Source organism: Pseudonocardia autotrophica (genome assembly GCF_003945385.1).
GTDB lineage: Bacteria > Actinomycetota > Actinomycetes > Mycobacteriales > Pseudonocardiaceae > Pseudonocardia > Pseudonocardia autotrophica.
The window spans coordinates 3,551,505-3,566,690 of record NZ_AP018920.1 but is presented as its reverse complement, the minus strand read 5'-3'; the positions used below and the strand labels follow the sequence as shown (position 1 = coordinate 3,566,690).

The following is a 15,186-nucleotide window of genomic DNA, read 5'->3' as shown; positions in this document are numbered from 1 at the left end:
GCGTCAGCCGTTGTGGTCCGCGCGGTATCCGGTGGTCCCGATGCGCGGGTAGTCGGGGAGCTCGATGTCGGTGGCGTAGTCGTCGCCGAGCTTCATCATCATGCTCCGCAGCGGCCGGTACTTGAAGATCCAGTTGCGCAGGCGGATCCGGGTGCACGTGGGCGGTGCCAGGAACGGTCCGGGGGCGGCCTTGCGGGCGATCTTCGCGTAGTCGTGCATGAGTTCCTGGTATCGCGCGAACGCGATGCCCGGGTCGCCGTGCGCGGCGGCGAGCTCCCCCGCGAGCACACAGGCACCCACGACGGCCAGTCCGCTGCCGAACCCGCCGAGGGTGTTGCCGTACGCGGCGTCACCGAGCAGGGCGACCCGGCCGCGCGTGTAGCGGTCCATCCCGACCCTGCTGATCGAGTCGAGATGGACGTCGGCGGTGGGCAGAACGTCGGTGAGGTATCCGGGAACCTCCCATCCGGCACCGTCGTAGGCCTCGGCGAGGACCGCTCGTTGCTGGTCCTGGTCGAACCGGTCGAAGTTCAGCGGCGGTGCGGCGAAGACGAAGAAGGCGGGGTCGCCGGGGCCGTCGATGGCGGCCATCCGGCCGGGTTCGTTGTACATCCGCCCGGCCGCACGGTTCTCTGCCGCCGGCCGGGTGCGGGCGCCCGGTGCGGGATCGACGAGCGCGTAGTAGTAGCCCGAGTGCGTCACGAAATTCTCCTCCGGACCGAATGTCAGCCGGCGGACGGCGGAGTGGATGCCGTCCGCTCCGACCACGAGATCGAAGGTGGCGGGAGCGGCTCGCTCGAACGTGACCTGCACGCCGTCGGGCGTCTGCACCAGGCCGGTGACGGAGTCGCCGAAGATGTAGGTGCAGTCATCGGCCGTCGCGTCGTACAGGATGCGGGCGAGATCTCCCCGCCGGATCTCCAGATCGCCGCCGGTGAACTCGCCGGGCATCGTCGCCAGCTCCCGGCCTCGGCCGTCGACGAACATCGTGTCGGTGGGCACCGTTCGTTGTGCGCGCACCTGCTCCAGGACGCCCATGCGCTCCAGCACCGAGAGGTGGGTCGCGCCCTTGAAATCGACCGCCTGCCCGCCGCGGCGCAACGCGGGCGCCTTCTCGACCACCGTGACGTCGTAGCCCTGGCGGCCGAGCCACAGGGCGAGTGCCGGGCCGGCGATGCTCGCGCCCGAGATCAGAACTCGTGGGGTGGGCATGGGGAAGCTCCTTCTGCGCGACGACTAACTGCGTCCGATGGACACTAATTAGCGTATGGTAGACACAGTCCGATGGGCAAGCCCGACGACAGGAGGCCGCGGATGGACGGGCCGGTGACAACCGCCGGCGGCGCCGGACAGACGCGGACGGCGACGGTGCTCTGGGGGCCGTCCCCGGGGCAGCGGCGGGGCCCGAAGCCCAAGCTCAGCCGGGAGCTGATCGTCGGGACCGCACTCGCGATCGGGGATGCCGAAGGGCTTGCGGCGCTGTCCATGCAGCGCCTCTCCGACGAGCTGGGGTGCGCCAAGATGGCGCTCTACCGGCACGTCCCGGGCAAGGCCGAGCTCACCGCCCTGATGCTGGACGCGGCCATCGGCCCGCCGCCCCCCACCTACGCGGCACCGCAGGACTGGCGGCTGCGCCTGCGGACCTGGGCGACGGCCCTGTTCGCGATCTTCAGCCGCCGTCCGTGGACGCTGGAGATCTCGACCGGTGTACGGGTACTGGGGCCGAACGAGCTCGGCTGGCTCGAGACGGGGGTCGGCGCCCTGTCACACACCGGCCTGTCCGGAGCCGAGCGCCTGGACGCCGTCGTGCTCGTCCTCGGACACGTCCGCAACCTGGCCCAGCAGGGTGCGAGCGCACCGGATCCCGCGGCGGTCACAGAACGCGATCTGGCCACGGTGATGAGCGGAATCCTCACCGAGCACGGCGACGACTATCCGCATGTCCGGGCCGCCTTCGCCGAAGCTTCGCGGGACGCAGGGCAGGACGATGCGCTGGACTTCGGCCTCGCGCGCATCCTCGACGGGCTCGCCGCGCTCATCGACGGCCGGGGCGAGCACGGCCCGCACCGGCCGGGCGGGGCAGGCCCCGGCTCCGGTTGAGACCGACGGGTACGGCGCCGAGGCGCGTCCGGGGCCGGCTGTGCGGTGTCACCGCTGCGGCGGCAGCGTGAATGCGCCGTGCCCGGTCAGGAACGGGCGCCCTCGGCCACCGGTCCCGCCGGGTGCTGGGGAAGGTCCCGGCCCAGCCGGTGCGACAGGCCCCAGCAGGTGACCCGCCACAGTGCCTCGGCCACGATCGCGCCGCTCATCTTGGATGATCCGCGCTCCCGCTCGGCGAAGGTGATCGGCACCTCGCGGACCCGGAACCCGGCCCGGACGGCGCGCCACGCCATGTCGACCTGGAAGCAGTAGCCCTGCGAGGCGACCGACTCCAGGTGCAGCTGTTCGAGGACCGAGCGCCGGAACACCCGGTAGCCACCGGTGATGTCGCGGATCGGGACACCCAGCGCGAGCCGGGAGTACAGGTTGCCGCCCCGCGACAGCGCCTCGCGGTGCCACGGCCAGTTCACGACCCGGCCACCGGGGACGTACCGGGAACCGAGCACGACGTCGGCGTCCTCCAGGGCGGCGAGCAGCGCCGGGAGGTCCTCGGGGGCGTGCGAGCCGTCGGCGTCCATCTCGACGACGACCTGGTGCTCACCGATGAGCGCGTGCCGGAAACCGTCGAGGTAGGCAGCGCCGAGCCCGTCCTTGCCGGCCCGGTGCAGCACCGTGATCCGGTCGTCGTCGGCGGCCAGCTCGTCGGCCAGCTCTCCGGTACCGTCCGGGCTGGCGTCGTCCACCACCAGGACGTCCACATCGGGCAGGCAGGCGTGCAGCCGCGCCACCGCGGGCCCCAGGTTCTCCCGCTCGTCGTAGGTCGGCACCACGACCAGGACCGGGCCCGGTGGTTCAGCCATTCTCGCCCTGTCCTTCCCTGCCCGTGCCCGACGCAACGGACGACCTTACAGCCTCACTGTCTGCGAGCCCGGGTCATGACACACCGGCCGAACGGCCCGCGGTGGACGTGCCGATGACGGTGCGCACCCGCCGGGCGCCGGAGTGCAGTTGTGCGGACAGCGTAGTCCTCGCCCGGAATCCGGTGCGATCGACCGGTCCCGCGGCGCGTGCCACCGCTCAGCGGGCGCCGGTGAGCAGGTGCGCGTTGCCCAGCGCGTCGAGGACACCCGGCGCGGGCGTGACGCCGTCGCGCTCACCGCGCAGGAACCACTCGTAGCCGTAGGCGGCGGCGAACGACGCGTCCGGGACGGCGGCCGGATCGATCTGGCTGCCGTGCGCGAGCATGGCGTCCCGCTTGACGGCCAGATCGGCGTCGGTCCCGGTGACGGCGACCGCGATCTCGGCGGTGACCCTGCCGAACCCGACCCCCGCGGCGCGGGCCGCGCCGTGCACGAGATGCCGGTCGTGGGCGGAGAGTGCGAGGTGCTCCCGGTCGACCGTCATCCGATAGCCGGTGGCCCCGGTGAGCGAGCAGGCGATGGCCCCGGCGGCGTGTGCCGCCCGGTGGTCGGGATGGCCGTAGATGCCGGCGTCGTCGTCGTGCACGACGGTGCCTGCGCCCTCGGCGTCGACCAGTTCGGCGACGGTGCGGCCGAGCACGACCGGATCGGCGCCGGCGAGGGCCGACGGGTGCCGGGTGCCGGGGCCGCCCGGCAATCCGGAGTCGCGGTGCCCGAGCAGCACCAGGCGGGACACGCCGAGCAGCGCGGCGGCGTCCTCCAGCTCGCGGCGGCGCCGGTCGGTGACGGCCTCGCCGGGCTGGAGCGGGAGCCGGGAACCGCCGAGATCGCCGCCGGTGGCCATCACGAGGACGACTCGCGCGCCGGCGTCGGCCAGCCGGCGCAGGGTCAGCCCGGTGAAGATCGACTCGTCGTCGGGGTGGGCGTGCAGGGCGAGAACGGTCTCGCCGGACAGATCGGGGGTGTGCACCTGTGTGATCGCTTCGCGTGCGGGGCCCGGAGCGGGCCGACGGGAACGGGACCGGAAAGGGCCGGTGCCCGCTCCGCCGCCGGAGCGGGGATCAGATCGACGGACGCAGAGCCGTCAACCGAGCGGGCACGGACCCGGACGACAGCGACACGCGGCGCGGTGCGCGGCGGCAGTCGTCGGATCGGTCACGCGGCACATCATGGCAGCACCGTCCCAGGGGCGCCACACCGCCCCCGCAGCGCCACAGCCGGCGCGTGGCGCCACACCGGTACCCGACAGCTCAGTCCTCGAAAGCCCCGTACCCGAAGCTCAGCACTCCGGACTCAGAAGTCCAGACCCTGTACTCCGGGCTGAGCGCTCCGGGCTCAGAAGTCGGCCTTCGGCATGACGAACCACAGCACCAGGTAGAACACGAACTGCGGGCCGGGCAGCAGGCAGGACAGCAAGAACAGGAGCCGGACCGTGTTGCGACCGAGGCCGAACCGGTCGGCGATCCCGGCGCAGACCCCGGCGATCACCGTCCCGTTGCGCGGTCGGACGAGGCGGTGGGGCTGCACGACGTTCACCGGTGTCTCCTTCTCAGTGGGTGGAAGTTACGCACTCCACCATGGCGGGGCGGAGCGCTCCTGCACTCAGGGGTTACCCGGAACGTTCCCCGGACCCACTCCCCTGGTGCCGCGGCGACTGGAGTCGTGGCTGCGGTCCTCGTCGAGCCGGCCCGACGGCCGGAAGCCCGACGGAGCTCTCGCGTGACTGTGCCACCATTGAAGTGATCGGGGTGCTCCACGCAGCCCGCCTCACCGGCGCATGAGGAGAACCGATTCGATGCCGGACGATTCGGCTGCCATCGCAGCATTCGGATACGAACTCGGCGTGCTCAAACGCATCCGCCGTGCCGGCTGGTGGCACGCCGGAGTACGCGACCCCGAGTCCGTCGCCGAACACAGCCTCCGCGTCGCCCAACTCGCAGCCCTCATCGCCGCCGAGGAAGGCGCCGATGCCGCACGCGCATCGCTGCTCGCGATCTTCCACGACAGCCAGGAGGTCCGAACCGGCGACCTCCCCCACACCACCAAGGACTATCTCGTCAAGCCCGACGCACGTGCGATCACCGCGGACCAGACCGAAGCCCTCCCGGACGCTTCCCGGTCGATGGTGCGGGCCGCGGTCGACGAGTACGAGAGCGGGGACTCGCCGGAATCCCGGTGCGCACGTGACGCCGACAAGCTGGAGATGATTCTGCAAGCCGTGGAGTACCGCGACATCGGCGTCGAGCGCGTTGGCGGCTGGATCGACTCCGGGCGCAAGACGCTGACCACCGAGACCGCTCGCCGGGTCGCCGAAGCTGCGGTGAGCCTCTCACCCCTGCGCTGGCGAGACCGCTGACGACACCCTCCCTCGACGGCGAGGCGCTTGGCCGCGCTGCTGTTCGCCGACCCGGGACCTGCCGGCCGGGCGAACTCCACGGTCCGCCCGCCGGCGTCACGGCGAGCCTTCCCTAGACGACGACCAGGTCGCGCGAGTTGCGGTTGAGCCGCTCCGCACCGTCCGCGGTCACCACGACGATGTCCTCGATCCGCGCGCCCCACCGTCCGGCCTGGTAGATGCCGGGCTCCACGGAGAACGCCATGCCCTCCTCGAGGACCAGGTCGTTGCCATCGACGATGTAGGGCTCCTCGTGCACGTCCAGGCCGATGCCGTGGCCGGTCCGGTGGATGAAGTGCGCCCCGTGCCCGGCGGCCGCGATGTGCTCGCGGGCGGCACGGTCGATCGCCGCGGCGGTGACCCCGGGACGTACCGCGGCGACGGCGCGCTCCTGGGCCTCCTGCAGCACCGAGTAGGTCTCCCGCACGTCCGCGCCGGGCTCGCCGCCCACCGCGTAGGTCCGGGTGCAGTCGGAGTTGTAGCCGTCCGGGAGCGGACCGCCGATGTCGATGACGACGACGTCGCCGGCCTCGATCACCCGGTCGGACACGTCGTGGTGCGGGCTGGCGCCGTTCGGCCCGGACCCGACGATGATGAACGCCGCCTCGGTGTGCCCCTCGGCGACGATCGCCTCGGCGATATCGGCCGCGACCGCGGCCTCGGTGCGGCCCGGCTTCAGCCACTCGCCGATCCGCGCGTGCACCCGGTCGATGGCCTCGCCCGCGGCGCGCAGCCGGGCCACCTCTGCCGGGTCCTTGCGCATCCGCAGCTCGCGCAGCACGGCGCCACCGAGGGACTGCGGCACGTCCGGGAAGGCGTTCCGCAGGCCGAGCACGTGCCGGGCCTGCATGTCGTCGTCCACCGCGACCCGGGTCGGGCCGCCCGCGAGGTCACTGACCAGCAGGTACGGGTCCTCGCCGTCGGTCCAGGTGACCAGGTCGATGCCGAGGGCCTCCAGCGGGAGCCCGGCGAGCCCGGGTGCCTCCAGCGACGGGACGACCAGCGCGGGTGGGGCGCGGTGCCCGGCAGCCGGGACGACCAGGCAGGTCAGCCGCTCGTGCGACGAACCCTCGAATCCGGTCAGGTACCGCAGGTCGGTACCCGGGGTCAGGAAGAGCACGTCGGTGCCCTGCTCGGCGGCGTGCTCACCGGCCCGGCGGAGTCGGTCGGCGAGCAGCTCGATGGCGACGGCGTCGGTCATGGTTCGCAGCGTATGCGGGCACGCGCGGTGTGCGACCGCCGCCCGGGTACCGGTGTGGACCTGCGGTCCGCGAGAACCGTCACGTCCTCACCGGTCACTCCCTGTCGAGTGCGGACGGCTGCGCGGCGAGTGTCCCGGCCAGCTCGACGAGCTTGACGTTGAGATCCTGCGAGGTGCGGCGGAGCACGTCGAACGCGGCGTCCGCGGTGAGCCCTCGGCGTGCCATCAGGATCCCCTTGGCCTGCCCGATGACGTCGCGGGAGGCGATCGCCTGGCGCAGCTGGGCCTCCTGCAGGCCTGCGGCGGACACCGCGGTGCAGGTGGCCAGGGCCAGGGTGGCGTGTGTGGAGAGCAGCAGCAGCCGGTCCCGGTCGGCCGGGACGAACGCACCGGCGGAACGGGCGTAGACGTTGAGGGCGCCGGGCAGCCGCGGCGGGAGTGCGTCCGGGACCAGCGAGGTCGCCAGCACCGACCGGTAGCCGTGCCCGACGGCGGCCTCGGAGAACTCCGGCCAGCGTTCCTCGGAGCGCAGGTCGTCGGAGTAGGCCAGGGCCGGGCCGTCGGCCCGCGCGGACTCCACGCACGGCCCGCGGCCGCTGCGGTACTGGGCGGCGTCGATGTCGGACGCGGCCGGGCCGGTCTCGATGGGCGTGTGGAAGGTGCCGTCGGCATCCCGCAGGGTGACGCTGACCAGGTCGGCTGCCAGGACGACCCGATGGACCGCCGCCACCACCCTCGCGAGGATGTCGGCGACCGAGCCGGACGACAGCAGCTCCCCGGTGAGAGCAGTGAATTCCCTGGCCAGCGGGCCGGCGGCGACCAGACCGTCCTCCGCGTGCCCGGTCCGCTCCTGTGCCAGTACGAATCCGTCGCGGTCCACGGTCCACTCCTGCTCGCCCCGGCTCACCGGGGCCGTCCCGCTGTGCTCCACCACCCCATCATGCCGAACCGGTGGTGGCAGGGCGCTCCCCCAGGGGTACGAATGCCAGACTCACCGGCCATGAGCGACCGCCCGCTGATGCTGCTGGACTCCGCGAGTATGTACTTCCGTGCCTATTTCGGTGTGCCGGAGAGCATCACCGCACCCGACGGGACACCGGTCAATGCGGTGCGCGGGTTCACCGACATGATCTCCCGGCTGGTCACCGAGCACCGTCCACGGGAGCTGGTGGCGTGCCTCGACCTGGACTGGCGGCCGGCGTTCCGGGTGGCGGCGCTGCCGTCCTACAAGGCGCACCGGGTCGTCGGGGGTGACCCGGCGGACGGTGGAACGGGCACCGCCGAGGCGGGCGTCCCGGAGGAGGTGCCGGACACGCTCGCCCCGCAGGTCCCGGTGATCATGGAGGTGCTGGCCGCGGCCGGGATCTGCACCGGCGGCGCCGAGGGGCACGAGGCCGACGACGTGATCGGGACCCTCGCGCACCGGGCGGAGACCGGGCCGGTGCTGGCGGTGTCGGGCGACCGGGACCTGATCCAGATCGTCCGGGACGAGCCGCAGGTGCGGCTGCTCTACATCGGGCGCGGGCTGAACCGGGCCGAGCTGATGGGCCCGGCGGAGGTCGCGGCCAAGTTCGGGCTGCCCACCGAACGTGCCGGTGCGGCCTACGCGGAGATGGCGATGCTGCGCGGCGACCCCTCCGACGGTCTGCCCGGGGTGCCCGGCGTCGGCGCCAAGACCGCCGCGACCCTGGTCGGGCGGTTCGACTCCTGGGGCGAGCTGCTCGCCGCGGTGACCCGCCCGGACGACACGCGGATGGCGTCCGGGGTGCGGGCCAAGCTGATGGCGGCGAGCGACTACCTGGGCGTCGTCGAGCCGGTGGTACGGGTGGTGACCGACGCGCAGGTCGATCTGGACCGGGACACCGTGCTCCCCCGCACACCGGCCGATCCGGACCGGCTCGACGAGCTGGCCGCCCGCTGGGGCCTGGAGTCCTCGGTGCGGCGGCTGCGTACGGCGCTGGACGCGGCCGCCTCCTGAGCCCTGCGATGATCGGGGCGTGACCTGTCCCGAGCACGAGGCCCCGCTGCAGCCGAGCCGGGCCCACGACGACGCCGTCACCCGCGAGACCGCCGCACGGGCCGCGGCCGCCGAGCCGATCAGCTCGCCCTACGCCGGAGCCCCGGACGCCGCGCGGGAGCTGCTGACAGGTGCGGTGGACGCGCTGTCCGCCGAGCTGCTGGAGCTCTCGCACGGTCTGCACGCCGATCCGGAGACCGCGTTCACCGAGCACCGCTCGGCCGCCGCGGTCGCCGCACTGCTGCAGCGGCACGGGATCAGCTCCGAGGTCGGGGGGTACGGGCTGGACACCGCACTGCGCGCCGAGATCGGGCGCAGCGGCACGGGCCCGACGATCGCGGTACTCGCCGAGTACGACGCGCTGCCCGGGATCGGGCACGCCTGCGGGCACAACGTCATCTGCTCGGCCGCGGTCGGCGCGTTCCTGGCGCTGGCCCGGCTGCTCGCCGCCGACGACGCCCCGGCGGGGACCGTGCTGCTGCTCGGCACGCCGGCCGAGGAGGGCGGCGGCGGCAAGGAGACGATGGCCCGCGCCGGCGCGTTCGACGGGGTCGACGCCGCGGTGATGGTGCATCCGTTCGCGCACGACATCGCCGACCACCCGTTTCTGGGGCGGCGCCAGCTCGAGGTCACCTACCACGGTGTCGCCGCGCACGCGTCGGCCCAGCCGCACATGGGGCGCAACGCGCTGGACGCCGTCGTCCTCGCCTATCAGGGCGTGGCGATGCTGCGCCAGCACCTGCCCGACGGAGACCGGGTGCACGGGATCATCACCGACGGCGGGCAGGCCCCGAACGTCGTGCCGGAGCGGGCGGGCGCCCGCTACTACCTGCGTTCCCAGCACCCGGAGACGTTGCTCGACCTCGCCACCCGGGTGCAGGCGATCGCCGTCGGCGCCGCCGCGATGACCGGCTGCGGCTACACCCTGACCTGGGATCCGAATCCGCCGTACCTGCCGATCCGGCACAACCGGACCCTCGCCGCACGCTGGGCGGTGCACCAGACGCAGCGGGGCCGCACGGTGTGGCCACGCGGTGTGGTCCCGGAGTCCGAGACCGGATCGACCGATCTCGGGAACGTGTCGCTGCGGGTCCCGGCGATCCATCCGATGCTGGCGATCGCCGAGCCCGGCACCGCCCTGCACACCGTCGGGTTCGCGCAGGCCGCGGGCGGGCCGGGCGGGGACCGGGGCGTCGTCGACGGGGCGATCGGGCTGGCGCTGGTGGTCGCGGACCTGCTGCACGACGCCGCACTGCGCGACGCCGTCGCCGCCGAGTTCGCCGACGCCGGCGGCCCGGTGGACGTGCCGTCGTTCTTCGACAGCTGATCCGGGGCGGCACTCACCCCGACGGGCGCAGGGCCGGTCAGCGGCCCCGGGGAGCGGCGCGGGTGTGCACCCGCTCGCCCTGCGGGCCGAACAGGCTCAGCACCTCGACCGCCTCGTCCCGCACGGCGGAGCCGAACCAGTGCGGGACGTGGGTGTCGAACTCGGCCGCCTCACCCGCACCGAGCACGACGTCGTGTCCACCCAGGACCAGGCGCAGCCGGCCGTCGAGCACGTAGAGCCACTCGTAGCCCTCGTGCACCCGCGGATCGGGCTGTTCGCCGCGCCACGGGATCAGCATCTTGTAGGCCTGCAGCCCGCCGGGCCGCTCGGTCAGCGGCACGATGGTCATGCCGTGTGCCTTGCGGGGCCGCAGCCGGATGCGTGGGTCCCCGACCGGCGGGGCGGCGACCAGCTCGTCGAGCGGGACCTGGTGTGCCGAGGCGATCGGCAGCAGCAGCTCCAGGGTGGGCCTGCGCCCGCCGGATTCCAGGCGGGACAGCGTGCTCACCGAGATGCCGGTGACCTCGGAGAGGTCGGCGAGGGTCATTCCGCGTGCCGTGCGCAGTCCGGCGAGCCGGGGGCCGACACCGGCCAGGGTGCTCGAGAGCGCGTCGTCCATCCCAGCACTTTGCCATTGCGGCAACATATTTTGCCACCCATTCCCTGAGGACGTCACCCTGTTCGACATGACCTCGTACGACGTGATCGTCATCGGCGGTGGCGCCGCCGGCCTGTCCGCCGCGCTCACCCTCTCCCGGGCCCGCTGGCAGGTGCTGGTGCTCGACGACGGCACCCCGCGCAACGCGCCCGCCGAGGGCGTGCACAACTGGCTCACCCGCGACGGCCTGCCGCCCGCCGAGATCGGCCGGATCGGCCGGGCGGAGGTGACCGGCTACGGCGGCACCGTGCGGGACGCCCGCGTGCGTTCCGCCGTCGCCGACCCGTCCGGCGGGTTCGGCGTGAGCACCGCCGACGGGGACCGGTTCACCGGGCGCCGGCTGCTCGTCACCACCGGGCTGAGCGACGAGCTGCCCGATCTCGACGGACTGGCCGGGCACTGGGGCGGCGCCGTGTTCGGCTGCCCGTTCTGCCACGCCTGGGAGTACCGCGACACCCGGATCGGGGTGCTCTCCACCGGCCCGCACGACCTGATGAAGGCGCAGCTGCTGACCCGCTGGACCGACGCGGTCACGCTGTTCCTGCACACCGGACCGCAGCCCGACGACGGGCAGCGGGCCGGGTTCGCCGCCCGCGGCATCACCGTCGTCGAGGGGCCGGTGGCCGGCGTCGAGTCCGACGGCGGCCGGCTGACCGGGGTCCGGCTCACCACCGGTGACGTCGTCGCCTGCGACGCGCTGACCGTCTCCCCGCCCGCGCGGGCACGCGCCGGGTTCCTCGACGGCCTGGGACTCGCCACCGTCGAGCACCCGTCCGGGCTGGGTGATCATCTGCCGGCCGATCCGACGGGGGCGACGACCGTGCCCGGGGTGTACGCGGCCGGGAACGTCACCGACCCGATGGCGACCGTCCCGCTGGCCGTCGCGGCCGGGGTGACCGCAGGCGCCGCGATCACCCGGGACCTGGTCGCGGACGACGTGGCCCGGGCCGTCGCCGACGCACGGCAGCCCGACCAGCACCAGCACCAGCACCAGCACCGGGATGCCGGTGTCGACATGTGGTCCGCCGGGTTCTGGGACGCGCACTACGGGACCCGGGAGCACCTGTGGAGCGGGAACCCGAACCGCTGGCTGGTTACCGACGCGGCCGAGCTGCAGCCCGGCCGGGCGCTGGACGCCGGCTGCGGCGAGGGGGCCGACGCGATCTGGCTGGCTGCCCGCGGCTGGCAGGTGACCGGCACCGACGTCTCGCAGGTCGCCCTGGACCGTGCGGGCAGTGCCGCCCGGGAGGCGGGCCAGGCCGACCGGATCCGTCTGGAGGCGGCCGACCTGCGTGGCGATGAGCTGCCGGAGCGGGCGTTCGACCTGGTCACGGCGCAGTACCTGCACCTGCCCGCGGAGCTGCGGCGCACCGTCTACGCCCGGCTCGCCGAAGCCGTCGCACCCGGCGGGACGTTGCTGCTGGTCGCCCATCACCCGAAGGACCTGGAGGGCCCGCTGCGGCGCCCGCACGATCGGGACCTGTTCGCCGACGAGCTCGAGCTCGCCGCCGAGCTCGACGACGCCGAGTGGGAGGTACAGGTCGCGCAGGCCCGACCGCACCCGGTGCCGCACCCGGACGGGCACGAGGTCACCGCCTACGACACCGTCGTCCGAGCGCGCAGGCGGGCCTGAGCAGGACCGGACAGCAGGCTCAGTGGCTCCGGGCGAGCGACGGGTCCGGGCCGGACCAGCGGTGCACCCCGACGTCCTCCCCCGCGCAGGTGCGGTGCATCCACTCGAAGGCGTCGGCGAAGACGTCGTTCTCCCGTTCCAGGCGGTCCTGCTCGGCCCGGATTCCCGGCATGAGCTCCGCGAGCTCGGCGCGCAGCGCGTCCTCGTCGACGGTGGTCAGCCTGCCGTCCTCCACCACGGTGCGTCCGGCGACCAGCACCCGGCGCAGCGACGATCCGTTCTCCGAGTGGACGAGCTGCAGCTCGGCCCGGTTGCGCGGGGTGAAGGCGAGCGTGTCCAGGTCGTAGAGGAGCAGGTCCGCCTGCATCCCGGGGGCGATCGTGCCGATCTCGTGGTGCCGGTGGGCGGTCCGTGCGCCTCCGGCGGTCGCGGCCCGCAGCACCTCGTCGGCCCGCGGCCAGTCGTGGTGGTCGGGCCCGGTGACCTTGTGCAGCAGGGCGGCCGCCTTGAGCACGTCGTGCATCCGCGGGGTGTCGCTGCTGGAGCAGCCGTCGGTGCCCAGCCCGAGCGTCACGCCGGCCCGGTGGTAGCGCCGCCAGGGTGCGATGCCGGAGCCGAGCTTGAGGTTCGACACCGGATTGTGGGCCACGCCGGAGCCGTGCTCGGCGAGCAGGTCGATGTCGGCGTCGGTGACCCAGATGCCGTGCGCGAGCGTGGTGTTCGGGGTGAGCGCGCCGATCCGCCGCAGGTGCTCGACCAGGGTGCTGCCGTGGAACTCGCGCCCGGTGACGGCCTGCACCTTGGTCTCCAGCACGTGGATGTGGCACGACACGTCGTGCGCCGGCGCGAGCTCGGCCGCGCCGGTGATCAGGTCGTCGGTGCAGCGCTGCGGGCCGGACGGGGCGAGCATGTAGCGGACCCGCCCACCGGCCCGGTCCCGGTACCGCCGCAGCGCCTCCGCACTGAAGTCGAGGTACTCCTGCGCGGTCGGCACCGGCCGGGACCGCACCGTGGACACGACGGCCGGTGGCAGCCGGTCGGCCGCGTACGGGACCGTGTCGACGAACGGCCGGTTGATCACGTGTCCGGAGACGTCGGCCCGGATGCCGATCCGGTCGTAGGCGCCGACGACCGCGTCGAGCTGATCGAGATCCTGGGCCGGGGTCTCCAGGACGTCGTCGACCAGCGTCGTCACCCCGGACTTCAGCGACTCGGCCGCGAACAGCAGGCTGCGCAGCCGGATCAGGTCCGGCGACAGCGGGCGGGCGCCCAGGATCGGGTAGCTGTAGAGCATCCACAGCTCGAGCGGCAGATTGTCGTAGCGGCCCTTCGCCAGGTACTCCCACGAGTGGGTGTGGGCGTTGACGAAGCCGGGGCAGACCAGCCGGTCCCGTCCGTCGAGCACGGTGTCGGTGTCGTCGGTCCGCACCCGGGTGCCGACCTCGGTGATCGTGTCGCCGTCGATCCGGATGCTGCGCCGGACCGGGGTGGCACCGGTGACGGCGTCCATCGTCAGGACCTCGGCGTCGCGGATGACCAGTGCCATCAGAGCTGCACCGCCCGAGCGCCGGTGGCGGCGGGGAGCAGCGCGGCGAGCAGTGCCGCCACCACGATCCCCTGCACCGCGGGGATGCCGAGGTCGAACCACGCCCCGGCGACCGCGGCCGCGGTGCCGCCCAGGTAGGCGATCAGGCCCGGCAGGCGCACCGGACCGACGGCGTCCAGATCGGTGCCGGGGTCCCGGCGCCGCCACGGCCCGACGAAGGTGCCGATGATCGCCCCGCCCAGCGGCGGGATCAGCACACCGAGCACCACCAGGAAGGTCGTGAGGCCGTCGGTGACGCCGGTGAGCGCCAGCACGATCGCCAGCGCGACCCCGCCCACGATGAAGGGGCGCTTGTCCGGGCGCCCGGTCAGCTCGGCGCCGGCGACCCCGAAGGCGTAGGCGGCGTTGTCGTTCGTCGTCCAGAGGTTCGAGATGATCAGGAAGACGGCCAGGCCGATCGAGCCGGTCATGATCAGGATGCCGGAGAAGTCCGGCTCGCCGAACCCGGTGGCGCCGATACCGCCGAAGAGCAGCATCGCCGACTGCACGACCATGATCGTCACCGCGGTGACACCGAACGCGAGCCGGCCGCCCGCGGCGAACCGGGTCCAGTTGCCGATCTGGGTGCCACCGCTGACGAAGGTGCCGATCAGCAGGGTGAGGGCGGCGCCGACGCTGAGCGTTCCCGCTCCGTCCTGGGCCAGCAGTCCCGACCAGCCGCCGGCGTTGCCGACCGCGCCCACCGCGATCCAGACGCAGAGCGCCGTCATCAGCGGTACCGAGATCCAGGACAGGAGCTCGATGCCGCGGAAGCCGTAGTAGGCGGTGACCGCCATCGCGATCCCGCCGAGCAGCACCACCGGCCAGGTCGGGACCCCCAGCGCCGTACCGAGCAGGTCGCCGAGCACCGCGATGGTGATGCCGTACCAGCCGATCTGGGTGCCACCGAGCAGGATCGACGCCCACTTCCCGCCGATCCGCCCCAGCACCAGCCGGGAGAGCAGGACGGTCGTCAGCCCGGTGCGGCCCGCGGCGATCCCCAGTGCGGCGATGTAGAGCGCGAGCACGGCGGCGGCGGTCAGGGCGAGCACCGCGAACGTCGCGAAGGAGAACTCCGACGCGACCGCACCGCCGGTGATCATCGTCGGGGTGAAGAAGCCGAACCCGGCGATCACGACCGCGACCGAGGCGACCCCCTTGCGTTCGGCGACCGGTATCCGCTCCAGCGGACGGTCCCGGTCGAGCACGGCCGGGCGCTGCGGCGCGGTGGAGGACGGCGGAGAGACCACGGGGCACCTCGGGACGGATTCGGGCGATGGGGTCCCCCCGATGGGACGGGTCCAGGCCCGGCCGCCACCAGGGCCGGGCCCCGGTTCTGGCCGGTCGCAC

14 protein-coding genes are annotated in these 15,186 nt (G+C 73.4%); 5 read left to right on the top strand and 9 right to left on the bottom strand.

Going from position 1 to position 15,186, the window contains the following annotated elements:
- Nucleotides 1–3: 3 nt before the first annotated feature.
- Nucleotides 4–1,212, bottom strand: coding sequence for an FAD-dependent monooxygenase (locus Pdca_RS16805; protein WP_085912315.1), 1,209 nt, complete (start codon nucleotides 1,210–1,212; stop codon nucleotides 4–6).
- A 102-nt stretch (nucleotides 1,213–1,314) separates the two neighbouring features.
- On the opposite strand from Pdca_RS16805, the gene Pdca_RS16800 reads away from it, so the two are divergent.
- Nucleotides 1,315–2,100 (top strand): TetR/AcrR family transcriptional regulator, encoded by a 786-nt coding sequence (locus tag Pdca_RS16800; protein WP_085912314.1) that lies wholly within the window; start codon nucleotides 1,315–1,317, stop codon nucleotides 2,098–2,100.
- An 86-nt stretch (nucleotides 2,101–2,186) separates the two neighbouring features.
- On the opposite strand, the gene Pdca_RS16795 is transcribed toward Pdca_RS16800, so the two are convergent.
- The 3 genes from Pdca_RS16795 to Pdca_RS16785 form a co-directional block, all read right to left on the bottom strand.
- Entirely contained in the window at nucleotides 2,187–2,960 is a 774-nt protein-coding gene (locus Pdca_RS16795) for a polyprenol monophosphomannose synthase (RefSeq protein WP_085912313.1), read from the bottom strand.
- A 217-nt stretch (nucleotides 2,961–3,177) separates the two neighbouring features.
- Nucleotides 3,178–3,990, bottom strand: coding sequence for a PIG-L deacetylase family protein (locus tag Pdca_RS16790; protein ID WP_158092122.1), 813 nt, complete (start codon nucleotides 3,988–3,990; stop codon nucleotides 3,178–3,180).
- 365 nt (nucleotides 3,991–4,355) lie between these two features.
- Nucleotides 4,356–4,556, bottom strand: coding sequence for a PspC domain-containing protein (locus tag Pdca_RS16785; RefSeq protein ID WP_085912311.1), 201 nt, complete (start codon nucleotides 4,554–4,556; stop codon nucleotides 4,356–4,358).
- Nucleotides 4,557–4,815: 259 nt separating this feature from the next.
- Between Pdca_RS16785 and Pdca_RS16780 the strand changes: the two genes are divergently transcribed.
- Nucleotides 4,816–5,376 carry an HD domain-containing protein gene (locus Pdca_RS16780; protein WP_085912310.1) on the top strand — a complete coding sequence of 187 codons (561 nt, stop codon included), beginning with the start codon at nucleotides 4,816–4,818 and terminating at the stop codon, nucleotides 5,374–5,376.
- Between the two features lie 112 nt (nucleotides 5,377–5,488).
- Here Pdca_RS16780 and Pdca_RS16775 read toward each other — a convergent pair whose 3' ends face one another.
- A complete protein-coding gene (locus tag Pdca_RS16775) occupies nucleotides 5,489–6,616 on the bottom strand; it encodes a M24 family metallopeptidase (protein ID WP_085912309.1) in 1,128 nt (375 codons plus the stop codon).
- Between the two features lie 94 nt (nucleotides 6,617–6,710).
- Nucleotides 6,711–7,550: an ANTAR domain-containing protein gene (locus Pdca_RS16770; protein ID WP_373865477.1), complete on the bottom strand. Its 840-nt coding sequence runs from the start codon at nucleotides 7,548–7,550 to the stop codon at nucleotides 6,711–6,713.
- Nucleotides 7,551–7,616: 66 nt separating this feature from the next.
- Between Pdca_RS16770 and Pdca_RS16765 the strand changes: the two genes are divergently transcribed.
- Together Pdca_RS16765 and Pdca_RS16760 are read left to right on the top strand one after the other, a co-directional pair.
- Nucleotides 7,617–8,594 (top strand): 5'-3' exonuclease, encoded by a 978-nt coding sequence (locus Pdca_RS16765; RefSeq protein WP_232021607.1) that lies wholly within the window; start codon nucleotides 7,617–7,619, stop codon nucleotides 8,592–8,594.
- 19 nt (nucleotides 8,595–8,613) lie between these two features.
- Complete coding sequence (locus Pdca_RS16760; RefSeq protein WP_085912308.1) at nucleotides 8,614–9,960, top strand: M20 family metallopeptidase; 1,347 nt, start codon at nucleotides 8,614–8,616, stop codon at nucleotides 9,958–9,960.
- Between the two features lie 37 nt (nucleotides 9,961–9,997).
- Here the strand turns inward: Pdca_RS16760 and Pdca_RS16755 are convergent, their stop codons facing one another.
- Complete coding sequence (locus tag Pdca_RS16755; protein ID WP_085912307.1) at nucleotides 9,998–10,579, bottom strand: helix-turn-helix domain-containing protein; 582 nt, start codon at nucleotides 10,577–10,579, stop codon at nucleotides 9,998–10,000.
- 67 nt (nucleotides 10,580–10,646) lie between these two features.
- On the opposite strand from Pdca_RS16755, the gene Pdca_RS16750 reads away from it, so the two are divergent.
- Entirely contained in the window at nucleotides 10,647–12,251 is a 1,605-nt protein-coding gene (locus Pdca_RS16750; RefSeq protein WP_085912306.1) for a bifunctional NAD(P)/FAD-dependent oxidoreductase/class I SAM-dependent methyltransferase, read from the top strand.
- Nucleotides 12,252–12,270: 19 nt separating this feature from the next.
- Here Pdca_RS16750 and Pdca_RS16745 read toward each other — a convergent pair whose 3' ends face one another.
- A complete protein-coding gene (locus Pdca_RS16745) occupies nucleotides 12,271–13,797 on the bottom strand; it encodes an amidohydrolase family protein (protein ID WP_085912305.1) in 1,527 nt (508 codons plus the stop codon).
- On the bottom strand, nucleotides 13,797–15,086 hold the full coding sequence (locus tag Pdca_RS16740; protein WP_085912304.1) for a cytosine permease: 1,290 nt from the start codon (nucleotides 15,084–15,086) through the stop codon (nucleotides 13,797–13,799). Before Pdca_RS16740 ends, Pdca_RS16745 begins: the two co-directional genes overlap by 1 nt.
- Nucleotides 15,087–15,186 lie beyond the last annotated feature (100 nt).